The sequence below is a fragment of the Streptomyces sp. enrichment culture genome (genome assembly GCF_964272855.1).
Lineage (GTDB): Bacteria > Actinomycetota > Actinomycetes > Streptomycetales > Streptomycetaceae > Streptomyces.
On the sequence record NZ_OZ186847.1, the window covers coordinates 468,138 to 493,882 of the forward strand.

Sequence of the window (25,745 nt, forward strand, 5' to 3'; positions counted from 1 at the left end):
GCACCCCGGCCCGGGCCCTGCGGGTCCCGACGGGGCCCGGTGCCGGTCCGGCTAGCCCGCGGCCGGGAGGCCGGCCGTGCGGGCCGTCGCCGAGGTGGTGGCGGTGTCCGACCGGGAGTCAGCGTCGGCGAACCAGCGCTGGGACGCGGACCCGTCGCGGACCTTGACGACGATGTCGGCACCGGGCTCGCCGGTGGTCGGGGCGAGGGCCAGCTGCTCGTCCCAGCGGGGCAGGAACTCGCCCTGGACGGTGAGGTCGTACCGCACGTCGTCGCCGCGCTCGTCGTCCGCGTCGGCGCACTCGCCGAGGATGACGACCCCGGCGTCCGCACGCGAGTCGAGGCACAGTCCGGGGTCGGCGACGCTGCGCAGCAGTCCGTCGTTCTCGTACGACCACTGCTGGGTCCACTCCGCGGAGCAGGACGCGGGTTCGACCGCGGCGCCGGGCTGCGGCTCGCCCTGGATGTCGAGGCAGAGGTCGCCGGCCGCGTTGCGGAGCCTGGTCTGCCGGGGCCCGGTGGGCGTGCGGGCGGTGTCCGGGGGTGTGGTGGTCGTCCCGGCGCGGTCGGCGGGCGCGCCGGCGGAGGCCGTCGGGTCGGCGTCACCGTCGTAGGACAGGCTCGTGGCGAGGACGGTCGCCAGCAGTCCGGCGGAGGCGATGCCGACGCCGGTGCGCAGCGCCCGCGAGGAGCGCACCACCGCGCTCGGCAGCCGCGGCAGCATCCGGGGGCGTCCGGCCCGGCGCGCGCCTCGGCCGCGCGGCCGGTGCTGGTTGCGGCCGGGCCGTGAGTCGAGGTAGCGGCGGGCGCCCCAGCCGAGCACCGCCTCGGCGAGCAGCGCGCCGAGTCCGGTCTCGACCAGGCCGAGCTGCTCGGCGGCGTCCCGGCAGTGCCGGCACTGCGCCAGATGGTCCTGGACATCGGGAAGCAGGGCGCCGCCTCGCCGGATGGGGACGTCCAGGAGCCGGTTGTAGAAGCGGCAGTCCGGGCTCGGGGCGAGCTGCTGATGGGCGCGGACGCAGCCTTCCCGGAATTTCTCCCGGGCCTGCGCCAGGGTGATCGCCGCGGTGTCGGCGTCCATGCCGAGCAACATGGCCGGGAAGTCGAGCGGTTCGGCTTCGACCTCGGTGTGCCACAGCAGACAGCGGGCCGGTCCGGGCAGCTGTTGGAAAGCGCGTTCGGCCAGCTTGCGGTTTTCCGGTGTCATGGACTTCGCGGCGCGCATACCGCGTCCTCCGGCGGGTTTCCGCAACTCCGGGAGGACTGTGGATATTCGGTCCTCGGCGGACCAGTGCCGGACGGTGTCCCGCACGGTGACGAGCAGCCGGGGCCGCAGCGCGACGCCGGGGTCGCCGAGGGTGAGACGGTCGAGGACCTGGTGACAGGCGGCCGTGGTGACCATGGCCGCGACGTTCGCGGAAGTGGCGAGGCAGATGGTCGCGTAGGCGTGCGCGGACGGCCAGTGCCGGGCCAGCAACAGCGCTGCGGCCTGGGAGACTTCGGCGTCGGGCACGCCGCTGAGCCGGGCGGCCAGCACCTCGTCGGAGGGGACGGGAACACCGTCGGGGAACGACGGTGAATCGGAGCGGGCAGGGTGGGGGGTGAACACGTGCGGATTCCTTCCCACGTATATGGGACAGCCGGAGTTCTGTTCACCGAAAGGAAGCCGACTTGGTGCGTACCTTATTGGCGGGCTACGGGAGCAGAAAATCCGGTGGATCACTTTTGCACAACCGAGTCGTGCGCAACAAGGCACTTGAGCAACATCTGCGCCTCTGAAATAAAGTCAGATTCCGCGTCAACTGGCGCCGCTCGTCCTGCCATTCGCTTTTCCCCGCGCCCCGTGTGAAACCCCCGCCCACGACAGGGCCGCCGCGCACGCTCCCGCCGGGGCCCCGCCCGCGGTGCACTGGAGGTGGCCTCTCGTCAGGCCCCGCGCGGGACGGCGGCACTCCCGCGCGTCACGGCCGCCGGCCGTGTTCCTCCCGCCCTCGGCCGGCGGCCTCCCCCGAGGGCGGGAGCGGCACGCCGGCGCCGGGCGGGGGTCAGATCTGCCAGGAGCGCAGCCGGTCGGCGGCGCCGTAGACGTCGGTCTTGCCGTCCATCAGATCGCGGGCGAGGTCGACCAGGGCGCCGTACGGCGGGTCGATGCCGACACCGCTGACGAACATGTAGGCCACGGCGGTGGCGCAGGCGAACCGGGCGTTCGCGGAGGGCAGCGGGCGCAGCAGGGCGAGGGTGTGCAGCAGCGCGGCGGCCCGCCAGGCCGGGTCGGAGTCGACGCCGAGCCGTGGCGGGTCGACGCGGTGCCGGGCGACGGCGGCGACCAGCGCCGAGAAGTCGTTGATGGTCGGCTGGTCGGGCAGGACCTCTTCGTGACGCTGGAGCAGCCAGGGCACGTCGATGTGAAGGACGGGTGCCATCGGTCAGGCGGCCCGTCCCTCGCCGCCCGCGGGCGGCTCGTCGTCGGGGAAGGCGGCCGCGAACTCGTCGGCGTGGGCGGAGAAGAACCGGCGGAAGGCCTCGGCGCCCTCCTGCAGCGCGCGGTGCCGGGCGATGTCGGCGGCGGCCGCCTCCCGCACGAGGGCCTTCATCGACGTCCCGCGTTCCTTGGCGATCTGCCGCAGGTCCTCTAGCTCGCGTTCACTGAACTCCACGTTGAGGGCTGGCATGGGCTCACGGTACCGCGCGGGTACTTACTCGTAAATATCCCCAGCTCAGCGGGGCCAGGAGACGGTACCGAGGGGTTCGAAAGCGGTCGGAAACGACGAGATGCGCGTCACATTCGAACCCCTCGGCGATCAGCCCTGGTCCGCCACGAAGGCGGCCATCCGGGTCAGGGCCGCGTTCCAGTTGATCGTGATCTCGTTGGTCGACCAGGACTGGATGTCGTCGATGTAGCAGAACTGACCGACACAGCCCTGCAGTCTGCTCTGTGCCAAGGGGTCCTGGATGCTCGAGTTCGGGCCGCCGGACAGTGACCCGGCCGGCGGGTTCGGCAGGTTCGGATCGAGCTGGCGGGCGTACCAGCGGCTGTGCTGGTTGCGCGCGCTGACGTCGCCGTAGCCGGTGACGTAGGAGATGTTCAGCGCGTTGCGGCCCAGGACGTAGTCCATGGTCTGGACGGCGCCGTCACGGTACTTGGCGGAGCCGGTGATGTCGTAGGCGGTGGCCAGGACGACGGCGTTGTTGAGGACCTGGTGGGTCGACCCCCAGTCGTACTTGTTGTCGTCGGGGGCGTACGGCAGGCCGTAGGGGTGGGCCTTCAGCGTCGACAGGTAGCGGTCGGCGCCCTTGACGACGGACTGGCGGACCTTGTCCCGGCCGGGGAGCCTGCTCGGCACGGTGGCCAGGTCCAGCCGGGCGGCCGCCGCGGTGCGCGCCCAGTCGAAGCCGAGCGGGCCGAAGATGTCGGCGGTGTGGACCGGGGAGGTGCGCACGAAGTCGGCGAACCGCTGTTCGCCGGTGGTGAGGTACAGCTCGGCCGCCGCCCAGTAGAACTCGTCGTCGACGGCGCGGTCCGGGTAGGCGCCGCCGCCGATGCCGTCGTTCTCGTCGGCGTACACGGCGGGGTGCGCCTCGGCCGCCGCCCACGCCTCGCGCGCGGCGGCGAGTGCCCGCGCGGCGAACTCGGCGTCGTAGGGCTTGTACAGGCGGGCCGCCTGGGCGGCGACCGCCGCCAGGTTGAGGGTGGCCGCGGTGGTCGGCGGGTGCAGCTCGCGCTTCTGCGGGTCGTCGCTCGGCAGCAGCGGCAGGCCGGTCCAGTTCTCGTCGTGGATCTTGTGGTGGGCCATGCCGGCCAGTGGCTGCCCGTCCGGGACCTGCATCTTCAGCAGGAAGTCCAGCTCCCAGCGGACCTCGTCGAGGAGGTCGGGCACCTTGTTGCCGCTCTCCGGGATGTCGAGGGTGCCGTCACGGAAGCGCCCGGCCTCGCCGGTGCGTGCGTGCAGCGCGCGCTCGTAGGTGCTCAGCAGCTCCCAGACGGATATGCCGCCGTTGACGACGTACTTGCCGTGGTCGCCCGCGTCGTACCAGCCGCCGGAGACGTCGAGCCGGTAGTCGCACACGCCCGGCTGACACGGCACGTCGGTGTCGCCCTGGTTGGGCGCCACGCCCACGTGGCCGGCGGGGCGGCCGTAGCCGGGGCGCAGGTCGTCGCGGATGGCGAGGCCGCTGCGCTGGGTGTAGTAGAACTTGGCCGCGTCGGTGCTCAGCCGGTCGTAGGCGCTCGTGCCGATATCGAAGGGGCGGCTGGTCTCCCCGTCGGCGACCAGGGTGAAGCCCTTGCCACGCGTCTTGTACGCGCCGAAGTCGAGGGAGTGCACGTTCTGCCCCGAGGAGGCGTCCTCGCCGCGCGGCACGGTCCAGCCGCGGGCGACGACCGCGCCGTCGGCGTTCTTCAGCTGCCAGGGCAGCCGCTCGGCGGCGTCGGTGACGAGGGTGGCGTTCTTCGGCCCGGACGGCAGGTAGGCGACCTGGTTGACGCGGACTCGCGGCCCGGTGTCGGGCTCGTACGGCTCGGGTGCCACCCCGCCGAGCAGGGAGACGTCGTCCAGGCAGAACCGCCAGGGCTCGGCGCTGCCGCCGAGCTGGAAGCCGACCTGGCCCTGGGTGGTGTCGACGGGCGAGGTGAACGTGTACGAGTAGCTGTTGCCGGAGACGCTGAGCTGCGGGCTGACCTCGAACCAGGTGTCGTACGGGGCCACCGACAGTCCGACGATGGCCCGGACCACATGGTCGGCGGGGGTGCCGTCGGCGCTGAAGGAGATGCGGTACGACTCCCCTTTCACCAGGGTCACGTCGTTCTGGCCGACGGAGGCGTCCCAGCGGTTGGTGGTGCCGCCCGGCACGTCCGCGCACAGCTTGCCCTCGGACAGGCCCGCGGTGACGTTGCCGGAAGCCCACCAAGGGTCGGTGGTGGTGTCGAAAGTGCCGTTCTTGATCTGCTCGACCTCGTCGGCCTGGGCCGGAACCGTGGTGAGCGCCGCGCCCAGGAGTGCTGTCAGGGACAGCAGCGCGGTTCTGCGTCTGTTCACGTCGGGGCTCCTCGGGAGGTACGGGTGGCGCCCCGGAATGGGAGCGCTCCCAAGTTGCGGACGCAGGCCATGTTTGTGGGAGTCATGACATCGCGTCAACGGTCCGGAGGGGACCTGTTGCGACGCGCCCGGGATTACGGAGGGCGACGGTTCGGCGGCCGGAGGCGGTGGCACCGGCGGCGTGGGCGTCCGACGCGCCCGGAAGCGCTCCGGCGGCCGGTGCCGCCGCACCGGCGATCGGAAGCGATCCGCGAGTGGAAGCGCCCCGTGTCCACCCGGTCACACCGCATGGGCCCCGTTCCCGTCCAGGCGGAGGCCGGAAGCACTACGCTGGAACGGAAGTGACTCGCTTGTTGACAGTGAGTGTGCGATGGAGTGGCGACGATGAGCCCGGATTACCCGTTCGACGAGGCCGCGACGGCCCGGGCTGTCATCGCCGACGACGGAACGCTGACCGACTGGAACGAGGGCGCTCGGCAGCTGCTGGGCTGGACGGCCGACGAGGTCGTGGGACGGCCCGCCGCCCGGCTGGTGGAGGGCTCCGTACCCGAGACGCCGGGCGGCCGCTGGGTCGGCACGGTCACCCTCCGTCACCGCTCGGGCGGCACCGTCTCCGTCTGGCTGCTCGCCCACCACCAGGTGCCGCCCGACGGCCCCGGCCAGTGGCTGGTGGTCACCCCGCTGGAGCCCGGCGGCCCCCACTCCCCCGACGACCCGCTGGAGTCCGCGGCCCTCGTCCAGTCCCCCTGCGCGGTCGCCGTCTACGACGAACGGCTGCGGCTGCGCACCCAGAACGACGCGATGACCGAGGTGACCGGCCTGCCCGGGGAGCTCGTCAAGGGGCTGCGGCTCTCCGAGATCGGCGGGAAGCCGCAGAGCGAGGAGCTGGAGCGGTGTCTCCTCCAGGTGCTCACCACCGGGCAGGCGCAGGACGTCCAGACCTATATGCGGGCCGGCGGCGAGGACCGCGCGCACGCCTGGCTGGCCCGGATGGCACCCGTCACCGACGCCGAGGGGCGGGTGCACGGCGTCTGCCTGGCCGCCCACGACGTCACCGATAACTACCTCGCCCGGCAGCGGCTGCACCTGGTCAACGAGGCCAGCGTGCGCATCGGCAGCACCCTCGACGTCACCCGCACGGCCCAGGAGCTGGCCGACGTCTGCGTGCCCGCGCTCGCCGACTTCGTCAGCGTCGACCTGCTCGACCCGCCGGAAACCGGCGGCGAGCCCCCGGCGAGGGTCCGCGCCCCGGTGACACTGCGCCGCGTCGCCCATCGGTCGCTGCACCCGGGCACCCCTGAGGGCCTGGTCGAGCCCGGCCACACCGCGGTGTATCCCGCCGACTCCCCGCAGGCCGACTCACTGGTCGCGGGCCGCACCATCGTCGCCTCGTTCGCCACCGGCGACCTCACGCGCTGGCTCGCCCAGGACACGCCCCGCCGCGAGCGCTACAGGGAGTACGGCTTCCACTCCACGATGTCCGTCCCGATCCAGGCCCGCGGCACCACGCTCGGCGTGGCCGTGCTCAGCCGCTCACGGCGGCCGGACCCGTTCAGCGCGGACGACGTCCTGATCGCCGAGGAGATCACCGCCCGCGCCGCGGTCTGCGTGGACAACGCCCGCCGCTACACCCGCGAACGCGAGACCGCCCTCGCCCTGCAGCGCAGTCTGCTGCCCCGCAGGCTGCCGAGCACGGCCGCGCTGGAGGCGTCCTCGCGCTACCTCCCGGCGGCCCAGGCCGGAGTCGGCGGCGACTGGTTCGACGTGATCGCGCTGTCCGGCATGCGGGTCGCGATGGTCGTCGGGGACGTCGTCGGACACGGCATCCAGGCCTCCGCCACCATGGGCCGGCTGCGCACCGCCGTCCGCACCCTCGCCGACATCGACCTCGCCCCCGACGAACTCCTCACCCACCTCGACGACCTGGTGGTCCGGCTCTCCGAGGAGTCCGGTGAAGGCAGCTCCGGCGAGGTGGGCGCCACCTGCCTGTACGCCGTCTACGACCCGGTGTCGCGGCGCTGCACCCTCGCCCGCGCCGGGCATCCGGCACCGGTCGTGGTGCCGCCGGACGGTCCGCCCGAGGAACTCGACCTGCCCGCCGGGCCGCCGCTGGGGGTGGGCGGGCTGCCGTTCGAGGCGACCGAGCTGTATCTGCGCGAGGGCACCCTGCTGTCCTTCTTCACCAATGGCCTGCTGGACAGCCCCGGGCGGGACGTCGAGACCTCGCAGCGGCTGCTGCGTGAGGCACTGGTGCAGCCCGGCCCGGCGGAGCCCGCCTCGCTGGACGACACCTGCGACCGCGTCCTGCACGCCCTGCTGCCGGCCGGCGGCTCCCGTGACGACGTGGCCCTGTTGCTGGCCCGCACCCACGGGCTGCCCGCCTCGCAGGTCGCCACCTGGGACATCCCCGCCGACCCGGCGCTGGTCGCGCCGATCCGCAAGCAGGTCGCCGAACAGCTCAGCAGCTGGGGACTGGTCGAGGCCTCCTTCACCACCGAGCTGGTGGTGAGCGAACTGGTCACCAACGCCATCCGGTACGGCTCGCACCCCATCCGGCTGCGGCTGATCCACGACGCGGACACGCTGATCTGCGAGGTCTCCGACACCAGCCACACCGCCCCGCACCTGCGCCGCGCCAAGACCTGGGACGAGGGGGGCCGCGGTCTGCTGCTGGTCGCCCAGCTCACCCAGCGCTGGGGCACCCGGCACACCCCCGAGGGCAAGACGATCTGGGCGGAGCTGGCTCTCGTCGAGGAGGAGTGAGGCATCGCCGGCGCGGGGCGGGGAACCGGTTCCCTCAGGCACGCATCGGCGAACCTCCGGGAGTGGTGAGGGCCATGGCGTCTCTTTCCCCGTTACCCCGCCGCGCGGCGCTCGCCGTCGCGCTGGCCGCACCGGTCCTGCTGACCGCCTGCGGCGGCAGCGGCGCGGCGGGCGGTACGGCCGACGCGACGGCGGGCGCCGCGAGCGGCGGCCCCTCGGTGACCCCGGCGGCCCCGGCCAGCCCGGCGACACCGACGGCGTCGGAAGTCTCCCCCGCCCCCTCTCCCGGCGGCACCCGCTGCCACACCTCCGAACTGCGCGCGTCCGTCGGCCGCAACGATCCCGGCGCGGGCCAGGAGAACCATCCGATCGTCCTGACCAACGTCTCCGAGCGCATCTGCACCCTGTTCGGCTTCCCGGGCGCCGCCTTCGTCGACGCGTCCGGGAGGCAGCTGGGTCCGGACCCGGAGCGGGTGCGGGAGACGCCCACGCGCGTCAGGCTGGCGCCGGGCCAAGGGGCCCGGGCGGGCCTGTCGTACGCGAACCCCGAGATCAGCGGGGCCCGGACGGCGACCCCCGCCGCGCTCCTGGTCACCCCGCCGGACGAGCGGGAGCCGCTGAGGGTGCCGTGGACGGCCGGTGAGGTGCCGGTGGGCGGGAACGAGTCGTCGGTGTCCCTGACCGTGGTCCGGGCGGGGACGGGACCCTGAGGCGCGCCGTCAGTGCCCGGCGATCGGGTGCGGGGTGTAGGGGCTCTCCAGTTCCTCGATCTCCTTGTCGGTCAGCTCGAGTTCCACCGCGGCCACGGCGTCCTCGATGTGCTGCGGCTTGGCGGCGCCGATGATCGGTGCCGCCACGGTGTCCTGGTGCAGCAGCCAGGCGAGCGCCACCCGGGCGCGGGGGACGCCGCGCGCCGCGGCGATGCGGCCGACGGCGTCCACGATGGCGTGGTCGCCCTCCTGGTAGAGGGTGCTGCCGAAATTGTCGCGTGAGCTGCGCTCGGTGACGGTGCCCCAGTCGCGGGTGAGCCGGCCGCGGGCCAGCGGGCTCCACGGCAGCACGCCGACGCCCTGGTCCGCGCAGAGCGGCAGCATCTCGCGCTCCTCCTCGCGGTAGAGGAGGTTGTAGTGGTTCTGCATGGTCACGAACCGGGTCCAGCCGTGCCGCTCGGCGGTGTACTGCATCTTGGAGAACTGCCAGGCGTACATGGAACTCGCCCCGATGTAGCGGACCTTGCCCGCCTTCACCAGGTCGTGCAGGGCCTCCATGGTCTCCTCGACCGGGGTCTGCGGGTCGAAGCGGTGGATCTGGTAGAGGTCGACGTAGTCGGTGCCGAGGCGGGCGAGGCTGTTGTCGATCTCGGTCATGATGGCCTTGCGGGACAGGCCCGCGCCGTTCGGACCGGGCCGCATCCGGCCGTGCACCTTGGTGGCGAGCACGATCTCGTCGCGGCGCGCGAAGTCGCGCAGGGCCCGCCCGACGATCTCCTCGCTGGTGCCGTCCGAGTACACGTTGGCGGTGTCGAAGAAGGTGATCCCGGCTTCCAGCGCCTGCCGGATCAGCGGCCGGGACGCCTCCTCGTCGAGGGTCCACTCGTGCACGCCCCGGTCGGGAAGGCCGTACGTCATACAGCCCAGACAGATCCGCGACACGTCCAGGCCCGTCGAACCGAGCTTCACATACTGCATGGTGGCTGCTCCTGCCTTCGGGGTCTTGACCTTGACACAGTGACAAGGCCTTCACTGCGGCCAAGGAGGTGGTCCCATGATCATGCCGAAAGAGGCCACGAACACAATGCGAATCCTCCAAGGTCTGGAGCACGACAGCTCGTCGGCGCGGCTGCGGGCCGCGCTGGCGGCCGGCACCGCCCCGGACCCCCGGTTCGTCGGCAAGCTCGTCGAACGGTGCGCGGTCGAGCCCGAGTTCCAGGTGCGTGAGATGCTCACCTGGGCGCTCACCCGTCACTCGTCGTCGACTACGGTCCCCAGACTCGTCGAACAGCTCCGCTCGCGACGTCCGCAGGCGCGGAGCCAGGCCCTGCACACGTTGTCCAAGGTCGGGGACCGGCGGGCGTGGCCGGCGATCACGCGGGCGCTGCTGACCGACGCCGACGACGAGGTGGCGCGGAGCGCCTGGCGAGCGGCGGTCGCGCTGGTGCCCGAAGGTGAGGAAACCGAGTTGGCCGAAGTGCTGGCGACGCAGCTCGGGCGCGGCGGGCGTCCGACGCGGCTGAGCCTGAGCCGGGCGCTGATCGCGCTCGGTGCGGCGGCCGTGCCGGTGCTGCGAGCCGCGATGGCGGACCCCGATCCCGGCGTGCGCGGGCACGCGATCGCCACGGAACGGCTGTCGCGCGACCCGGATGCCGGATTCGAGTTCGCGATCGAGGAGGCGAAGCGCATCGTGGTCCTGGGCACGAACGGCCAGGAGGAGTGACAGGCAGTGTTGATCGGTGACGTGGCACGACGGTCCGGGGTCAGCGCCCGCATGCTCAGGCACTACGAGTCGCTGGGACTGGTGCGGCCGACGGGCCGTACCGAGGGCGGCTATCGCGAGTACTCCGGTGACGACATCCGGCGGATCTTCCACGTCGAGAGCCTGCGGTCGCTGGGGCTGTCGCTGCGTGAGATCCGACGCGCTCTGGAAGATCCCGGCTTCACGCCGTCGGAACTCGTCGACGACCTCATCCGCCAGACGCGGGAACGCATCGCGGCCGAGACGGGACTGCTCACGCGGCTCCGTCGGATCGGTGCCGCCGAACCCGCCGACTGGGAGGACGTCCTGCAGATCGTCGCGCTCCTGCAGGCCCTGGGATCGGACAGCGCCGGGAAGCGCCAGCGCGCGGCGCTGTCCTCGGTCGAAAGGGTTCCGGTGCCCGCGGAGGCCCTGGTCGAGGCGGTGTTGAGCGAGAGCGACCCGAACGTCGCCGGAGCCCTTCGATGGGCTCTGGCGCAGTCGGGCGACGGCGTACTCGCCCTGTTGGCGCAGGGCCTGGGCGCACCGGCGGCCGAGGTGCGCGCGCGTGCCGTCCAGTCCATCGCCGAGTTCCCGGGCGGTGAGGCGACCGGCCTGCTGCGGGACGCGCTCACGGACGCCGACGTCGTGGTCCGCGGACACGCGGCTCTGGCGCTCGGGCCACGCGGAGTGGCCGACGCGATCCCGACGCTCATCGACATGATCGTCGAGGAGGCGAACGACGTGGACGCGGCCGACGCGCTCGGCACGCTGGCGGCGGATCCGGCATTGGCGGACCGGATCGCCACCGGTCTCACCGACCGCCTCGCCCACACCACCGGTGCGGCGTCCGCACGCCGTCGGCTGACGCAGGCGCTCGCGGACATCCCGGGGAGCACGACGACGCGTGCCCTCGAGGATCTGTCCAAGGACGAGGACCGTGCCGTGGCGCTCACCGCGGCCTACCTTCTCGAGCTGCGCAAGGTGGGGTGACGGGTCGGAGCGCTGTGACTCCGTGGGTTCACGCCGGGGTGGTGCCGGGTGCCGTGCCGGGGCGTGTCCTACCGCTCGACCAGGTCCAGCGCCTGTTCCCAGGGGAACTCCGCCGAGTCCCGGTCCTCGCCGGAACAGGGCTCGCCGAAGCGGACGCCCATGGCACGCAGCCGGGTCAGGCTGTCCTGGTAGGCGGGGTGCGCGGCGAGGGCGGCGCCGACGCGGGGCAGGGCGGCGACGGGGACGCCGAGGCCGGTGGCCTCGCAGAGGGTTGCCACGGCGAGGGTGTCGGCCAGTCCCGCCGCCCACTTGTTGACCGTGTTGAAGGTGGCGGGCGCGACCACCACCGCGTCCGGGGGCGGGAAGGGCCGCGGCTCGCCGGGGGTGCGCCAGGCCGAGCGGATGGGGCGGCCCGTCCCGGCCTCGACGGCGGCGGTGTCGAAGAAGCCGTTCATGGCGACGGGGGTGGCTATGACGCCGACCTCCCAGCCCCGCCGCTGGGCGGCGGTGATCAGTTCGCCGACGCCCTCGGCGATCCCGGCGGCGCAGACGACGACGTAGAGGAAGGGTTTTCCGGCCTGTTGGGTCACGCGGGCACCCTACTGAAGCGGGCACCCTACTGAAGGGGGAAGGTCCGCCCGTGCTCGGCCGTGGGGCGCGGGCCGTGGATGCGGCGCTCGTGCTCCTCGATGCGCACGTCGTCGATGCTCGCCTCCCGCCGGGTCATGAGCCCCTGCTCGTCGAACTCCCACAGTTCGTTGCCGTACGACCGCCACCACTGCCCGTCGGCGTCGCGCGACTCGTACTGGAAGCGGACCGCGATGCGGTTGCCGTCGAAGGCCCAGAGGTCCTTGCGCAGCGCGTATTCCCGTTCCCGCGCCCACTTGGCGGTCAGGAACCCGACGATCGCGGCGCGGCCGGTGAGGAAGGTGTCGCGGTTGCGCCACACCGAGTCCTCCGAGTAGGCGAGCGCCACCCGGTGCGGGTCGCGGGTGTTCCAGGCGTCCTCCGCGGCCTGGACCTTCCGCGCGGCGGTCTCGCGGGTGAAGGGCGGCAGGGGCGGGCGGGTCGTCATGGTCGGCTCCCTCCGACGCAGCGGGAGAACGATCGTTCTCCGCGAGGCTGCTACCGTAGGAGAACGCTCGTTCTCCCGTCAAGGGAAGGCCAGGAAGAGGTGGTTCATGGACAGCGCGGTCGCCCGGGAGCGGGCACTGGACGCGGCTGAGGACCTGTTCTACGCGCGCGGCGTGCAGTCGGTCGGCATGGACGACATCCGCGGCGCGTCCGGGGTCTCCCTCAAGCGGCTGTACCAGCTGTTCCCCGCTAAGGAGCAGCTCGTCGACGCCTGTCTGGAGCGGCGCGACGTGCGCTGGCGGGGGCGGCTCGCCGAGCACGTCGCCGGTCACGAGGATCCGCGGCGGCGCGTCCTCGCGGTGTTCGACCGGCTGGAGGACTGGTTCGCCGAGCCCGGCTTCCGGGGCTGCGCGTGGATCAACGCGTACGGCGAACTGGGGGCCACCTCGGAGCGCGTGGCCGGACGGGTCCGGGCGCACAAGGCGGCGTTCCGGGACTACCTGGCCTCACTGGTCGCGGACGCGGGGCTGCCCGCCTCGCTCGCCGGACCGCTGTTCCTGCTGGCCGAGGGCGCCATGGTCACGGCCGGCATCACCGGGAGCACCGCACCGGCCGCCGAGGCACGCGAGGCCGCCCGGCTGCTCCTCGGAGCCGCCTCCCAGGACACGAAGGAGTGAGTGCGCAGGCGGCGTGGAAGATTCGTACGACTCCTGATGTTGGACTGTCACGCGAACCGGCCCGGCCACGCCAGTGGACGGGCGAAGTCGAAGAGGGGACGGACGACATGCCTCTTGAGGGCGAATACGAACCCAGCCCGGAGCAGTGGGTGCGCGAGCAGGTGGAGCTGTACGAGAGCTCCGGCGGGACGAAGGGCACGACCCTGATGGACACCGGGATGCCGGTGGTGCTGCTGGCCACCCTCGGCGCCCGGAGCGGCAAGATCCGCAAGACGCCGGTGATGCGCGTCGAGCACGAGGGCCGTTACGCCGTCGTCGCCTCCCTGGGCGGCGCCCCCAAGCACCCGGTCTGGTACCACAACGTCAAGGCCAACCCCCATGTGGAGCTCCAGGACGGTCCGGACAAGCGGGACATGACGGCCCGTGAGGTCACCGGCGCGGAGAAGGACGAGTGGTGGGAGCGGGCCGTCGCCGCGTACCCGCCGTACGCCGACTACCAGAAGAAGACCGACCGCGTGATCCCGGTGTTCGTGCTCGAACCGACCGGCTGAGCGGGACGGCGTACGGCGCTCGCCCCGCCCCGGAAGTTTTTCGCGCCCGGCGTGCATGAACCGCCTCACACCGGGCACCCGCACGTCAGGCCCCGCCGCGCTCCCCCGTCGCGGCGGGGCTCTCCCGTGCCTCCTGCGCGGGCCGGTCGGTCACATCGAGGAAGATCTGGTCCGCCTCGGGGACGGTGCGGCCGATCGAGCGCTTGATCCGCACGGCCACCTCCTCCACGAGCTCGCTGTCCAGGCCCGGCACCAGATCGATCCGAGCCGCGACGAGCAGCGAGTCGATCCCGGTCTTCATGGTGAACAGCGCCTCCACGCTGTCGATCTCCGGCTGCGCCCGCAGCAGCGCCCGGATCCGGCCGCTCGCCTCGGCGTCGGCGGCCTCCCCTATCAGCTGGTCGCGGGCGTCCCGGCCCAGCCGGTAGGCGACGTACACCAGCAGGGCGCCGATCGCGAGGGACGCGGACGCCTCCCACACCACCTGCCCGGTCGCCATGTGCAGCGCCATCCCGGCGATGGCGAGCGTCACCCCGAGCACCGCCGTGCCGTCCTCGGCGACCACCGTGCGCAGCGCGGGGTCGCGCAGGCCGTCCGCGACGCCCTGCCGGCGCAGCTGGTGCAGCGCCCGCAGCAGCGAGGCACCCTCCGCGAGCAGCGCCACGCCGAGCACGACCAGGCCGGCCACATAGCCGCCCAGCCGCTCCTCGGTGCCCTTGGTGAGTGCCTCCACGCCCTGGAAGAAGGAGAAGCAGCCGCCCATGACGAAGATGCCGACGGCCGCGAGCAGCGACCAGAAGAACCGCTCCTTGCCGTAGCCGAAGGGGTGACGGCGGTCGGCGGGGCGGCGGCTGCGGCGCAGGGCGGCGAGGAGGAAGACCTCGTTGAGACTGTCGGCGACCGAATGGGCCGCCTCCGACAGCAGGGCCGGTGAACCGGCGATCAGCCCGCCGATCGTCTTGGCGGCCGCGATCACCAGATTGGCCGCCAGCGCCACCAGCACGGTGACCCGGGTCCTGCGGTCCGCCTCCCGCCCGCTGTCTTCGAGGTGGTGTGCAGTCTTCTGCTTCCCGTCCGCGTTCGATGATGTCCCGCTCACCTCCGCCGACTGCCCGGTGCCGCCGGGATCACACCGTGCGGACGGCGTGAACCGGGGAACTCGGGAACCCGTCGGCAGGACCCGCACCCGAGAGGAGCCAGGCATGCGCGGCTCAGGCGACGGCAACAGCGCCTACGGCCGGAAGACGTTCAAGCGGTCGAAGAGCCACTTCGCGGACCGGATCACCGCGGACGGCCGGGACGGCTGGCCGGTGGCGGCCGCCCGCTACCGGCTGGTGGTCAGCCGCGCCTGCCCGTGGGCGAGCCGCGCGGTGGTCTCCCGGCGGCTGCTGGGTCTGGAGGCCGCGATGTCCCTGGCGATCGCCGACCCGGTCCAGGACGACCGCAGCTGGCGCTTCACCCTCGATCCGGACGGCCGCGACCCCGTGCTCGGCATCCGCTTCCTGAGCGAGGCCTACGACCGGCGGGAGACCGGCTACCCGGGCGGGGTCAGCGTCCCCGCGATCGTCGACGTCCCCACCGGGAGGCTGGTCACCAACGACTACCAGCGGATCACCCTGGACTTCGCCACCGAGTGGACGGCCCTGCACCGGGAAGGAGCACCGGATCTGTATCCGGAGCGGCTGCGGGACGAGATCGACGAGGTGATGGCCGGGGTCTACGAGGACGTCAACAACGGGGTGTACCGGGCGGGTTTCGCCACGGGTCAGGCGGAGTACGAGGCCGCCTGCGCCGGTGTCTTCCGTCGGCTGGAGACGCTGGGCGAACGGCTGTCCCGGCAGCGCTATCTGGTCGGCGACAGCATCACCGAGGCGGACATCCGGCTGTTCACCACGCTGGTGCGGTTCGACGCCGTCTACCACGGCCACTTCAAGTGCAACCGGTGGAAGCTGGCGGAGCACCCGGTGCTGTGGGCGTACGCGCGGGACCTGTTCCAGACGCCCGGTTTCGGCGACACCGTCGACTTCGACCACATCAAACGGCACTACTACGAGGTGCACACCGGTATCAATCCGACCCGGATCGTGCCCCTCGGGCCGGACCTGTCCGGCTGGCTGACCGCGCATCACCGCGAGCAGCTGGGCGGGCGGCCGTTCGGGGACGGGACACCGCCCGGGCCGGTGCGGGCCGGCGAGGAGGTGCCGGCCGCGGGCCGGCCGTGACCAACGCGTTTCGACGCCATAGTACGAGGAGCGAGGAGATCCAGGTGGGCAAGAGCAAGAAGCGGAAGCTGCCGGCCGTGTACCAGCCGGTCGGCTGGCTGCTGGGCTGGTCGGGCGGCATGCTGGCGAGTGCGGCGTTCCGCAAGGTCTGGATGGCGCTGCGGGACGAGGAGGACGCGCCCGACGCGCTCGACCCGGACCGCGGCTGGGGCGAGATCCTGGTGGCCGCCGCGATCCAGGGCGCCATCTTCGCCGCCGTCCGCAGCGCGGTCGACCGGACCGGCGCGAAGGCCATCGCCAGGGCGACGGGAGTGTGGCCGGCCCAGAGCAAGGGCGGCCGGGACTGAGCCGCCCTGGTCCGCCCGGCCGAGGGGCCGGGCGGACCGCCTCACCCGTGCCGACGAGGACGGGGGCCGATGTGCCCTAGCCGTGCTTGGGGCCCGGAGGTGTCGAGCGGCGGAGGGTGAAGGAGTGGCCCGCCGGGTCGGTGCAGCCGCGGGACTCGGAGCGGGCGGCGGGGTCCTTCGCGTCGGTCGGGCGACCGCCGAGGGAGACCACCCGGCGTTCGGCCGCGTCGAGGTCGTCGACCACGAACTCCAGGTGCGCCTGGAGGGAGTTCTCGGGGCGCGGCCAGCTCGGCGGGGTGGCGTTCATGTCGCGGCGGAACGCCAGCCGCGTTCCGTCGGGGCTGCGGATCTCGACCCGGTTGGCGGTCGCCTCCGTCTCCTCCGCCTCCAGCAGCTCCTTGTAGAACGCGGCGAGTTCGTCGGGCTCGGCACAGTCGAGCACCAGCACGCCCGCGTTGACCAGTGGCATGTCTCCTCCGCAAGGTACGGGGCGTGGGGCGGTCCGCCCCGTGCCCTCTTCCTTGCGGTTATCCCGCCCGCGTGGATTCAGTCGGCCGCCAGCCACCGCCCGTCCCGCATCAGCTCCCGCCCATCGAGTTCGTTGGCCTCCCGCCAGGCCTGGATCCGCTGCGGCAGGACCCGGAAGTAGAGGTACGGGGTGGCGAGGCGGCGCGGGTCGAAGCCGGTCTTCCCGGCGAACAACTCGCCCTCCTCCTCGGACAGTTCGGCGGGCGGCACGACCTGAACGCGGCCCTCCACCATCACCACGTCCCGGGTGGGCCCGATGCCGAGCCGCACCACGCCGGTGGTGGCGAGGTTGCGTCCGGTGGGGCTGTCGGCGGGGGTGGCGAGCAGCAGGGTCGCGCCGTCCCAGAGGAAGGAGAGCGGGACGAGGTACGGCAGCCCGTGCTCGCCGTCGGCGGTGGCGACCCAGACGTCCACGTCCTGGTCGAGCCGGTGCAGGGTGTCCTGCTTGCGCTGCTCGGCGGTGCGCGGGGTGGGCTGAGTCATCGGCGAACGTCCTCCTTGTGAGGCGTTGTTGACGGACGGTGGTCCAGTGCGGCCGTGGGGTGTCCCGCCCGGGACCGGACTTCCCCCAGCCTAGCCGCGGCGGCGCTGAGCAGCAGGTCCAGAGCTGCCTGGTAGAGCTGCGCGGCGTGTCCGCGACGAGCTGGCGGGCCGTGGCGGCGATGTGCGGGCGGGTGTCGGCGGGCAACCGCGCATACGCTGCGCTCGCCGAGTCGAGGACACCGTAGGCGTGGTAGATCCGTACCGCCTCCGCGTCGGGGAAACCGGCGCAGCACGCCGAGGATCGTCTCGACGGCCTGGATCTCGTACGCCCGCCCGGTCACCCGGTACGAGCCCAGCACCGCCGCCCGTGGACGGTCGAGGGCACCGGCGTGCATGCGCGGGCCGAGGTCACGCAGGTCGGCGCGTCACTCGCCGCTGGGCGGCACCGCGACCGTCGTGGCCGTCACCGGCGACCGTGTCACGGCCGTAGGGCGCGAGGAGGTGCACGATCTCGCCGGGCCGCGGACCGGGAGGCGGTGGACCTCGCCGGACGGCTGCTGCTGCCCGCGTTCCAGGACGCGCACGCGCATCCGGTGCCGTCGGGGCTGGAGCTCACCCAGTGCGACCTGACGGAGGCCAAGACGGCGGCCGACACCGTCGCCGCGGTGCGCGCCTGCGCCGACGCGCACCCCGAGCGGGAGTGGATCACCGGCGGCGGCCGGCCGGTGGAGGCCGGCGGCATCTGCACGCGCTCGGCGTCACCGCCTGGCAGGACGCGCTGGTCGGGGACTTCCTCGGCATGGACGACCCGTCGCAGGCGTATCCGACGGCCGCGCGGGACGGCTCACTGACCGCGCGGGTCGTCGGCGCCCCGTGGTGGGACCGGGAGCGCGGGCGCCCGGCTCGCGACGGGCAGCGGCTGGCCGGTGAGCGGCCCGGATCCGCTCCAGGGGATTCGCATGGCGGTCAACCGGGTGGCACCGGGCGGCGGCGACACGCCGGTGTTCCTGCCCGGCGTATGTGAGATAGCGGAGACGCGTGCAGCTGCCACTTACCTCGGGGGCGCGCAAGTGTACGCAGCTCAGGAGGCCTGAGCAGTAACGGAGATCACGATCCGGTTAGGCGTAGATCATTTACGCTCTGGGCAGCCTGGTAGCGCTTTTCGATTCAACTTACGCATCGGGAAGGTGAGTTCGAGTGAGCGGACGGGCGGGCGGCCGCCCGTCCGCAGGGCGGGGAGACCTCGTGCCACGTCCCCCGAAACGTGGGTCCGGCTGTTCGGCGAGGCCATCGCGGAATGTACGGAAGCTTCTCGGACACGACCGGCCGACACGGCCGGTCGATTCGCTGCCAGGACCAGAGCTTGAAGGGAGACCGGTGTGAAATCTCGAGTCGTAGGCGGTGGGACGGAGATATCCACCAGCCTGATCCCAGGGCAGCCGGGCGACCGGCCCCGGCCGGCGGAGGCGGGGAGCGCCCTGGCCGGCCTCTTCGCGCGGCACATCAAGGCGCGCACGGACGAGTACCGAGATTGCGAGAACGCCGCTCAGCAGCGGCTGGACGCATTCGGATCCCCCCGCGCCGGCACCACGCTGCAGGTGAAGGGAGCCCTCGACTCGGCGCCGCACGCGTTCGTCCCGCCCGACGAGGAGGGCAACGCCAGGTTGAGACGGCTCGATGCCAGCCTGCGCGTGATCGAGGCAGCCTTCCCCCAGGTCGGCACCGATGTCGAGGTCTGCCGGCTGACATGCGAGATGCTGGAGGGAGCCTGGCGGAGCCGGGCGCTCACCCCGCCGCGCGAGGAGGAGCGGGAAACCGCCTGCGCCTGCCCTCTGTGCCGTCGGCTGCCCACGCCCCTCGCGCGCACACCGGCCGACTACGACTGGCGGCAGAGCGCCGGCCGTCCCCTCACCGTCAAGACCTGGCCGTACCACCGGGAACTCGACAGCGTGCTGACCGGTGGATGGGTCCTGGCCCGGCAGATGAACGACCTCGAGCGCGACCTCGGCTACCGCCACCGCTTCGAGGACGACATCCTGCTCTTCCACGAGTACAAACGCGTGATCGACACCATTGACACCACGCGGCTCACCCAACTCATCGAAGGCCGCCTGGCCGAGAGTTTCAGCACCAACACCGCACGGGCCCTGGTCTGCGGACTCTACGCGGCCCACAAGCGATCCGCGGACGAGTTCTGGCTCCGGCAGCACCACGCGGGCAGCGTCACACTCCCCCAGACCAACCCGCTCGGCCAGAGCACCTACTCACTCCTGCAGATGATGGACTGCCTGTTCTGGCACGTCTCACCCGACACCGAACTCTGGCAGGAGGAACACCTCGCCTCCCTGCTGCTGTGCCGCGTCATCGACGACATGGTCGACGTACGGGCCGACGCCCTCACCGGCGAGATCAGCAACTTCTGGCTCGCCGACATGCCCACCCACACCAAGGCCCTCTACGCCGCCTGCGCCATCGCCATGGTCAAGTACGGCTGCATGCCCGAGTCGCACACCCCGATGTGGAACACGTGGCTGATGCCCAGCACCATCGTCTGGCTGGGGCTCACGGGCCGCCACGCCCTGTGGTTCGACGGCATCACCCAGGGCCTTCCCCCGGCCCAGGACTGCCCGCTGTGCGACCTGCAGCCCAACGCGTGCACCGGCATCCTCACCCACGGCACCACCCTCACCATCGCCCCGCGGCCCAGCGCACCCGCTCTGAGCGCCCGGACCGCCGAGCTGTCCGCGCGCTGCCGAGAGCAATTCCCCGGGACATCGGCCCTCTTCGACGCCGAGCTCCACGCCTTCGAGGCGCTGCACGGCCCCTGGCACGGCAACACCGACAGCACCTGGGAGATCCTGGGCCGCACGTACATCGCCGCTGTGGAGGCCTCCAGGGGCACACCGTCCACGGCCCGCGCTCGTGATGTCCAACAGGATTCCGGCGCAGTCGGATCCGAGTTCTTCCACGCGCTGCACGACCCTCAGACGGGGAGGGAGGACACCGCACTGCTCGCCTACATGTTCGGCTGCGCCCACCCGCATTTCCTCTGGAACGCCACGGGATACCGTCCCACGGACCTCGCGGGCGACTGGCTCGACGGCTGACGCCTCGATCCTGTTCCGGGAACGCAGATGACGCCGCCGCCCGGCCGGGTGATCCCGCCGGGCAGCGGCGTCCGGGGCCTGCCTAGACCTGGAACTCGACCGGCAGGCTGTCCAGCAGGGACATCCAGGTGGACGCGGTCGAGCTGAGCTCCTCCGGCGGCACGGCCAGGCGCAGGCCCGGCAGACGGTGCAGCAGGACGTCCACCGCGACCTCGATGATGGACATCCCGATGTTCTGCCCGGGGCACTCGTGCGGGCCTGCGCCGAACGCCAGGTGCGCCTGGTTGCCGTGCACCGAGACATCCGGGTCGGGACGGACCTCGGGGTCGAGGTTGCCCGGGGCGAGACCGAGCACGAGCAGATCGCCCTCCTCGATGCGGTGCCCGCCCAGTTCGACATCGCTGGCGGCGAAGCGCCCCGGCAGGACGGCCAGCGGCGGAGAGTTCCACATGGCCTCCTCCACCACCGCCGAGATGTTCAGCTGACCGCTGATCAGCCCGGAGAGCCGGGCGGGGTCGGTCAGGACCAGCTCCAGCACCCGGGCCAGCAGGCTGGTCGTGACGTGCGCGGCGATCAGCACCACGCGCAGGTGGGCCACGACCTCGTCGTGGTCGAGCGCCGCGTGATGCTCCAGCAGGCCGGTGGCAAGGTCGGAGCCGGGTTCGGACCGCCTGCGCTCGGCGAGTTCACCGAAGATCTCCCTGATCACGCCGTCGTGCACGACGGCGTCCTCGCCGCCCTTCATCACCGTGGCGCAGGACTCGACCAGGCGACGCCCCTCCGCCTCGGCGAGCCCCAGAAGGCGGGCGACCACGAGCATCGGCAGCAAGTCGGCGTAGTCCGCCACCAGATCGGCGCGGCCGGAGTCCGCGAACGCGTCGATCTGCTTGTTGGCGAAGTGCGTGGCGTGGCGCCGGACACCGCGGTCGGCGGCGGACTGCAGCCCGTCGCTGACGGCACCGCGCAGCCGGCGGTGCGCCTCGCCGTCCTGGGACACGCAGTCGGGGCGCCAGGCGAGCATCGGAACCAGCGGAGAATTCTCCGCGACCCGGCCCTCCCGCCAGTCCCGCCAGATCCGCGCGTCCCGGGGGAAGCTGAGGGGGTTGTCGAGCACTCGACGGCTGTCCCGGTAGCCAAGTACCAGCCAGGCGGGGATGTCGCCCTCCAGCAGCACCGGCGCGACGGAGCCGTGCTCCTTGCGCAGCCGCTCGTAGATGCCGCGCGGGTCGGTCGCCGCCTCCGGCCCGTACAGCCGGGTGCGCTCGGTGTCATGGCCGAAGGGGCAACCGCGCGGTGTACCGGGATCGTTTAAGGGCTGGGCGTTCATCGGGACTCCCGTGCGACGGCTGAACGTTCCTTCAGGTGGCGTATGAGCGTGACCAGGACGTCACGGCTGGAAGCCCGGTCGCGGGCGTCGCAGGCCACGATCGGGATGTGCGGGGAGATGTCGAGGGCGTCCCTGATCTCCTCCACGGGGAACTCCCTGGAGTCGGGGAAGACGTTCAGGGCGACGACGAAGGGCACGTCCTGCCGCTCCATCTCCTCGATCGCCCGGAAGCTGGAGGCGAGCCGCCGGGTGTCGACCAGGACGACCGCGCCGAGCGCGCCCTTGAACAGCCCGTTCCACAGGAACCAGAACCGCTCCTGTCCGGGGGTGCCGAACAGGTACAGCATCAGGCTGTCGTTGAGGCTGATCTTGCCGAAGTCCAGGCTGACGGTGGTCTCCGTCTTCTCGGCGACGCCGATGAGGTGATCGACGTCGGCACTGGCCTGGGTCAGCGTCTCCTCGGTGGTGAGCGGCTTGATGTCGCTGACCGACCGGACCAAGGTGGTCTTCCCGGTGCCGAACCCGCCGGCGATCATCACCTTCACCGAGCGGGTGTCCCCCGACGCCGGGGCGCCGGGCCGGTCAAAGCCTTTCAAGTCCACTGAGTACCTCCTCCAGGAGCGCGATGTCGGGCCCGCGACCGGCGTCGTGCGCCGGGATGGGATCACGGGCTTCGACGTGGCCTTCCTGCAACAGGTCGGCCAGCAGCACCGCGAGAATGTTGAAGGGCAGCCCCAGATGGGCGCCGAGCTCGGCCACCGACAGCGGATCGCGGCAGCGCCGCAGGATGTCCGCGTACTCGTGCTGCATGCCCGGCGCCGGGGCGGCGCGGGAGACGATGAGGGTCGCCACGTCGAGGCTCGACGCCGAACCGCCCGGTCCGCTACGCCCCTTGGTGAGGACGTAGTAACGCTCGAGACCGGACGGGTCGGTCGGCCGGCGGGGAGCACTCATCCAGAGTGCTCCTCCAGGCGCGGAGTGGTGCCGAGGAGTTCACCCATCCTGCGGGCGAGGTCCCTCATCTGATGGCCCAGCAGGCCCTGGTCGAGGCCTTCGCGGGCGAGCACGCCGAGATACGTCTCGACGCCCGCGCGGACGACGAAGAGGTGACCGCCGTCGACCTCGATCATCGCCAGCCGCAGGTTCCCCGCGTACTTGGGGAACTGCTCGGCGACCGGCTGGGCGAGGGCCTGGAGGCCGGCCACCACGGCCGCGAAGCGGTCCACGTCGTCCGGGTCCTCGGCGCCGAAGGAGGTGATGGCCTTGCCGTCGCTGGAGGCCACGAGGGCGAAGCGGATCTCCGGGATGCTCTCCACCAGATCGCGGAGCGCCCAGCTCACGTCGGTTCCCTGTTGCGTCATGTGGACTAGTCGCTCTCTTCAGTGCGGTGCTCGGCGGACTCGCGTCCGGCGGTGGTTGCGCGGTCGGTGGCCGGGCCGGAGTCCTCTCCGGGCAGGCGTCCGGCGGAGGCGAAGGCGGCCAGGCCGGCGAAGGAGGCGTCCGGCGGGACGGCGGGGACGGCGGTGTCCTCACCGGCCGGACCGGTGCGCTCGGCCGGCTGGTGCCGGGCCGGCTCGCTGCGCCTGCTGCGGCGCCGGGGCAGTCCGCCGGGCGTGGTCTCGTCGGCGTCGGCGGGTTCCGCCGGGGCCTGGGCGGGCACCGTGACCGGCGCGGCTGCGGGGGCGGCGGCCGCGGCGGGGACGGCGGGGGTTGCCGCGGGCAGCGGGCTGAAGTACTTGTGCGGGACCACGATCACCACCGAGGTGCCGAGCCAGGGCGAGTCGGCGAAGGTGACCCGGATGCCGTAGCGGCGGGCGAGGGCGCCGACGACCCGCAGGCCGATGTTGGCGTCCTCCGAGATGCCGCCGAGGCCGGGCCCGGACGCGGTGCCGGCGAGGGCGTGCTCGGCCTCGCGCTTCTTCTCGTCGCTCAGGCCCTTGCCGGAGTCCTGGATCTCGATGCCGACGCCGTTCGGCACCTCCTTGCCGGAGACGATCACGGGCTCGGTGGGCGGCGAGTAGCGGGTGGCGTTGTCCAGGAGGTGCGCGAAGATCAGCGTGAGGTGGTCCACCAGACCGCCGTCCACGCCGAGTTCGGGCAGATGGCGTACGTCGACGCGGTGGAACTCCTTGATCCGGCCGATGCCGCCGCGGACCACGCTGAGCAGGCGCTGCGGCTCCTGCCACTGCCGTCCCGGGCGGTCCGACCCGCCGAGCACGCCGATGCTGGCGGCGAGACAGTCGGCGGGGCCGATCGCCTGGTCCAGCTCCATCAGGCCGCGCGCGACGGCCGGGAGACGGCCGTGCTCGCCCTGCAGTTCGTGCAGCCTGCCGCGCAGCTTGCTGGTGAGGACGTGGATCCGGTTGCCGATGCCGACGACGGCCTGCTCGGCGGAGGTGGAGCGGTTGAACTCCTCCTCGACGCTGATCAGCGCGGTGCGCAATACCTTGCGAAGGTCGGCCTGGAGTTCGACCGCGACCTTGGCGGACCGGTCCACCGAGGGCAGCAGGTCGTCGATGGCGTCACCGGCGCGCAGCCGGTTCAGCGCCTCGGGAAGCTGCTTGTCGGCGAGGTGGGACACTGCGGCCTGCTGGTGGGCGAGTTGCTCCTGCCACAGGCCGGTCTGCTCGGCGAGCCGCGCCTCGTAGCCCTCGGCCTGTTCGGCGAGTCGCACCTCGTAGGCCTCGGACTGCTCGGCGAGTCGCGCCTCATAGGCCCGCGACTGGTCGGTGAGCAGTTCCTCCTGGGCGGCGCGGTCGGCGGCGTGCTTGCGTTCCAGCCCGGCCATGTGCTGCTGCCACTGCTGGGAGTGCTCGGCCTGGGCGGCGCGGAACCCGCTCTCCGCACGGCGCAGCTGGGTCTGGGTGCGAATGAGCAGGCGCACACAGACCGAGCCGGCCGCCGTCGCCGCGGCGCCGGCGACGGCCGCGGTTATTCGCTCCGAGCTCATGAAAGTGGCGGCAACCGTCCCGCCCCCTAAGGCCAGTGGCATCAGCCACCAGCTGTACCAGGCGACAGGGGGCCGCGCCGCCGGCGGCGGAGTGGCGAGTTCCATCTGCATCCTTCGAAAACAACACGATCGATCAGGTGGGTGTGCATGGGGGACCGCACTCATGAGTACGCACCACGAGCCGACCGTTCGCGATCGCGTCAACTCGCAGCGCTGGATGGGAGCTTATCTGGTTTCAATGCGAAAGGATCAACCTCACCACCGGTACGGAGGTGAGGGTTCCGTCACTCTCCGGGGTCAGCGGCACCCCATTCCGTCCGCAACCCTGGGCCAGGACTCGACACCGTCGGGGGTGCGCACGTAGATCCTTGCGGGGTCGTCCGTCACCCAAAGTTCACGATCGTCACGGCGGAACCCGGTGTCGCGGGCGTCGGCGGGCATACGGACGTCGCCGTCGTACGCGCCGGTGAGCATCCCATCGGGCAGGACGCCCTCGGGATCGCGGGCGTAGCCGCCGTCGTGGCCGCCGCTGCCCATCTCCAGGAAGTGGGCGGCCTGCCAGTCGCAGTGGGCCGGGCCCTTCGAGGAGCTCACTTCGGTGATCGGGACGCGATTGCCGTGCACATCTGTCCAGATCTCGTACCACTGGGTGTCGGTGAAGCTCGCCGGCAGCTCCGCCGGGTCGCAGGAGGCGGAGGTCTCCGGTCCCCAGCCCGGTGCGTTCTCGCGGTCCTTGGCGACGACGACCGCGACCTTCGTGCGTCCCTCGACGTCGTACGAGAACAGCACACGGTCGCGCTCCTCGCGTTCCACGCGGTAGCCGGAGCGCGGTACGCCGGGCTGCTCCATGTCGAAGTAGGCGGCCAGCCCCTCCTCGGGCGTGTCACCGCCGTCCCCCTCGCTCCACGCCTCGCCCGCGCCACCGGAGTAGATCTCCCCGTCGCACTCCAGCGCCCGCCCCGCCGCACCCGACTCGATCCGGGTCGCCCGCGGGCCGTCCTGGGCGAGGTCCGGGGCCGGCACGTGCAGCGGTCCGCGGTACGGCGTGGCGGGCGGCGTGCCCTCGACCAGGATGTCCGCGTCACCGCCGCCGACGCACCCGCCGACCGCCGCGATCGTGAACACCGCGCCCGCCCAGAACCTGTTACGCATCCGCCGCCCCGCTCTCTGTTCACCGCCGTGCGTTGCCGCTCCTGAGACGGGGTGAGGGGACGGAACGTTCGCCTCGGGGCGTCGG

Annotated in this window: 25 protein-coding genes and 2 pseudogenes; 10 read left to right on the forward strand and 17 right to left on the reverse strand. The window is 72.2% G+C overall.

What is annotated here, in order from left to right; genetic code table 11:
• Positions 1–51: 51 nt before the first annotated feature.
• From ACSU6L_RS01875 to ACSU6L_RS01890, 4 genes are all read right to left on the reverse strand, one after another.
• A complete protein-coding gene (locus ACSU6L_RS01875) occupies positions 52–1,608 on the reverse strand; it encodes an RICIN domain-containing protein (RefSeq protein ID WP_437052843.1) in 1,557 nt (518 codons plus the stop codon).
• A gap of 436 nt (positions 1,609–2,044) precedes the next feature.
• A complete protein-coding gene (locus tag ACSU6L_RS01880) occupies positions 2,045–2,422 on the reverse strand; it encodes a toxin Doc (RefSeq protein WP_073939880.1) in 378 nt (125 codons plus the stop codon).
• Positions 2,423–2,425: 3 nt separating this feature from the next.
• Positions 2,426–2,671 carry a hypothetical protein gene (locus tag ACSU6L_RS01885; protein ID WP_073939881.1) on the reverse strand — a complete coding sequence of 82 codons (246 nt, stop codon included), beginning with the start codon at positions 2,669–2,671 and terminating at the stop codon, positions 2,426–2,428.
• Between the two features lie 129 nt (positions 2,672–2,800).
• Positions 2,801–5,035, reverse strand: coding sequence for a glycoside hydrolase family 9 protein (locus ACSU6L_RS01890; RefSeq protein ID WP_437052845.1), 2,235 nt, complete (start codon positions 5,033–5,035; stop codon positions 2,801–2,803).
• A gap of 384 nt (positions 5,036–5,419) precedes the next feature.
• Between ACSU6L_RS01890 and ACSU6L_RS01895 the strand changes: the two genes are divergently transcribed.
• Positions 5,420–7,798: a SpoIIE family protein phosphatase gene (locus ACSU6L_RS01895; RefSeq protein WP_437052847.1), complete on the forward strand. Its 2,379-nt coding sequence runs from the start codon at positions 5,420–5,422 to the stop codon at positions 7,796–7,798.
• A gap of 74 nt (positions 7,799–7,872) precedes the next feature.
• The gene (locus tag ACSU6L_RS01900) at positions 7,873–8,508 is read left to right on the forward strand and encodes a DUF4232 domain-containing protein (protein WP_437052849.1); all 636 of its coding nucleotides are present in this window, start codon (positions 7,873–7,875) and stop codon (positions 8,506–8,508) included.
• Positions 8,509–8,517: 9 nt separating this feature from the next.
• On the opposite strand, the gene ACSU6L_RS01905 is transcribed toward ACSU6L_RS01900, so the two are convergent.
• Positions 8,518–9,486 carry an aldo/keto reductase gene (locus ACSU6L_RS01905; RefSeq protein WP_437052851.1) on the reverse strand — a complete coding sequence of 323 codons (969 nt, stop codon included), beginning with the start codon at positions 9,484–9,486 and terminating at the stop codon, positions 8,518–8,520.
• 76 nt (positions 9,487–9,562) lie between these two features.
• On the opposite strand from ACSU6L_RS01905, the gene ACSU6L_RS01910 reads away from it, so the two are divergent.
• Complete coding sequence (locus ACSU6L_RS01910) at positions 9,563–10,231, forward strand: HEAT repeat domain-containing protein (RefSeq protein WP_437052853.1); 669 nt, start codon at positions 9,563–9,565, stop codon at positions 10,229–10,231.
• A 6-nt stretch (positions 10,232–10,237) separates the two neighbouring features.
• Positions 10,238–11,242, forward strand: a complete 1,005-nt coding sequence (locus ACSU6L_RS01915) for a MerR family transcriptional regulator (protein ID WP_437052855.1) — start codon at positions 10,238–10,240, stop codon at positions 11,240–11,242.
• A gap of 68 nt (positions 11,243–11,310) precedes the next feature.
• Here the strand turns inward: ACSU6L_RS01915 and ACSU6L_RS01920 are convergent, their stop codons facing one another.
• The gene (locus tag ACSU6L_RS01920; RefSeq protein ID WP_437052857.1) at positions 11,311–11,832 is read right to left on the reverse strand and encodes a flavoprotein; all 522 of its coding nucleotides are present in this window, start codon (positions 11,830–11,832) and stop codon (positions 11,311–11,313) included.
• A 26-nt stretch (positions 11,833–11,858) separates the two neighbouring features.
• Positions 11,859–12,317 carry a DUF1348 family protein gene (locus ACSU6L_RS01925; protein ID WP_437052859.1) on the reverse strand — a complete coding sequence of 153 codons (459 nt, stop codon included), beginning with the start codon at positions 12,315–12,317 and terminating at the stop codon, positions 11,859–11,861.
• A 106-nt stretch (positions 12,318–12,423) separates the two neighbouring features.
• On the opposite strand from ACSU6L_RS01925, the gene ACSU6L_RS01930 reads away from it, so the two are divergent.
• Positions 12,424–12,993 carry a TetR/AcrR family transcriptional regulator gene (locus ACSU6L_RS01930; RefSeq protein ID WP_437052861.1) on the forward strand — a complete coding sequence of 190 codons (570 nt, stop codon included), beginning with the start codon at positions 12,424–12,426 and terminating at the stop codon, positions 12,991–12,993.
• 107 nt (positions 12,994–13,100) lie between these two features.
• Positions 13,101–13,544 carry a nitroreductase family deazaflavin-dependent oxidoreductase gene (locus ACSU6L_RS01935; protein ID WP_437052863.1) on the forward strand — a complete coding sequence of 148 codons (444 nt, stop codon included), beginning with the start codon at positions 13,101–13,103 and terminating at the stop codon, positions 13,542–13,544.
• An 85-nt stretch (positions 13,545–13,629) separates the two neighbouring features.
• Here ACSU6L_RS01935 and ACSU6L_RS01940 read toward each other — a convergent pair whose 3' ends face one another.
• Positions 13,630–14,547, reverse strand: a complete 918-nt coding sequence (locus ACSU6L_RS01940) for a cation diffusion facilitator family transporter (RefSeq protein ID WP_437064722.1) — start codon at positions 14,545–14,547, stop codon at positions 13,630–13,632.
• Positions 14,548–14,746: 199 nt separating this feature from the next.
• Here ACSU6L_RS01940 and ACSU6L_RS01945 point away from each other — a divergent pair, with 199 nt between their 5' ends.
• Both ACSU6L_RS01945 and ACSU6L_RS01950 read left to right on the forward strand, forming a co-directional pair.
• On the forward strand, positions 14,747–15,766 hold the full coding sequence (locus ACSU6L_RS01945; RefSeq protein WP_437052865.1) for a glutathione S-transferase family protein: 1,020 nt from the start codon (positions 14,747–14,749) through the stop codon (positions 15,764–15,766).
• Positions 15,767–15,810: 44 nt separating this feature from the next.
• Complete coding sequence (locus ACSU6L_RS01950; protein WP_437052867.1) at positions 15,811–16,113, forward strand: DUF4235 domain-containing protein; 303 nt, start codon at positions 15,811–15,813, stop codon at positions 16,111–16,113.
• Positions 16,114–16,189: 76 nt separating this feature from the next.
• Here the strand turns inward: ACSU6L_RS01950 and ACSU6L_RS01955 are convergent, their stop codons facing one another.
• The 3 genes and pseudogenes from ACSU6L_RS01955 to ACSU6L_RS01965 all read right to left on the reverse strand — a co-directional run.
• Positions 16,190–16,582, reverse strand: a complete 393-nt coding sequence (locus tag ACSU6L_RS01955) for a VOC family protein (protein ID WP_365514446.1) — start codon at positions 16,580–16,582, stop codon at positions 16,190–16,192.
• 77 nt (positions 16,583–16,659) lie between these two features.
• Positions 16,660–17,124 carry a pyridoxamine 5'-phosphate oxidase family protein gene (locus ACSU6L_RS01960; RefSeq protein ID WP_437052869.1) on the reverse strand — a complete coding sequence of 155 codons (465 nt, stop codon included), beginning with the start codon at positions 17,122–17,124 and terminating at the stop codon, positions 16,660–16,662.
• A pseudogene (locus ACSU6L_RS01965) lies at positions 17,121–17,546 on the reverse strand (TetR/AcrR family transcriptional regulator); the annotation flags it as partial. The gene ACSU6L_RS01960 and the pseudogene ACSU6L_RS01965, both read right to left, overlap by 4 nt.
• Here ACSU6L_RS01965 and ACSU6L_RS01970 point away from each other — a divergent pair.
• Positions 17,518–18,019, forward strand: a pseudogene (locus tag ACSU6L_RS01970) (amidohydrolase family protein); the annotation flags it as partial. The pseudogenes ACSU6L_RS01965 and ACSU6L_RS01970 overlap by 29 nt on opposite strands.
• A gap of 484 nt (positions 18,020–18,503) precedes the next feature.
• Positions 18,504–20,231 (forward strand): hypothetical protein, encoded by a 1,728-nt coding sequence (locus ACSU6L_RS01975; protein WP_437052871.1) that lies wholly within the window; start codon positions 18,504–18,506, stop codon positions 20,229–20,231.
• A gap of 82 nt (positions 20,232–20,313) precedes the next feature.
• Here ACSU6L_RS01975 and ACSU6L_RS01980 read toward each other — a convergent pair whose 3' ends face one another.
• The 6 genes from ACSU6L_RS01980 to ACSU6L_RS02005 all read right to left on the reverse strand — a co-directional run bounded on the left by ACSU6L_RS01980 (position 20,314) and on the right by ACSU6L_RS02005 (position 25,660).
• Positions 20,314–21,558 (reverse strand): cytochrome P450, encoded by a 1,245-nt coding sequence (locus tag ACSU6L_RS01980; protein ID WP_437052873.1) that lies wholly within the window; start codon positions 21,556–21,558, stop codon positions 20,314–20,316.
• Positions 21,555–22,160, reverse strand: coding sequence for a GTP-binding protein (locus ACSU6L_RS01985; protein WP_073939898.1), 606 nt, complete (start codon positions 22,158–22,160; stop codon positions 21,555–21,557). Before ACSU6L_RS01985 ends, ACSU6L_RS01980 begins: the two co-directional genes overlap by 4 nt.
• Positions 22,141–22,512: a DUF742 domain-containing protein gene (locus ACSU6L_RS01990; protein WP_073939899.1), complete on the reverse strand. Its 372-nt coding sequence runs from the start codon at positions 22,510–22,512 to the stop codon at positions 22,141–22,143. Before ACSU6L_RS01990 ends, ACSU6L_RS01985 begins: the two co-directional genes overlap by 20 nt.
• Complete coding sequence (locus ACSU6L_RS01995; RefSeq protein ID WP_073939900.1) at positions 22,509–22,919, reverse strand: roadblock/LC7 domain-containing protein; 411 nt, start codon at positions 22,917–22,919, stop codon at positions 22,509–22,511. Before ACSU6L_RS01995 ends, ACSU6L_RS01990 begins: the two co-directional genes overlap by 4 nt.
• A gap of 5 nt (positions 22,920–22,924) precedes the next feature.
• Positions 22,925–24,613 (reverse strand): ATP-binding protein, encoded by a 1,689-nt coding sequence (locus tag ACSU6L_RS02000; protein WP_437052877.1) that lies wholly within the window; start codon positions 24,611–24,613, stop codon positions 22,925–22,927.
• A gap of 192 nt (positions 24,614–24,805) precedes the next feature.
• On the reverse strand, positions 24,806–25,660 hold the full coding sequence (locus ACSU6L_RS02005; protein WP_437052879.1) for a hypothetical protein: 855 nt from the start codon (positions 25,658–25,660) through the stop codon (positions 24,806–24,808).
• Positions 25,661–25,745: the final 85 nt, after the last annotated feature.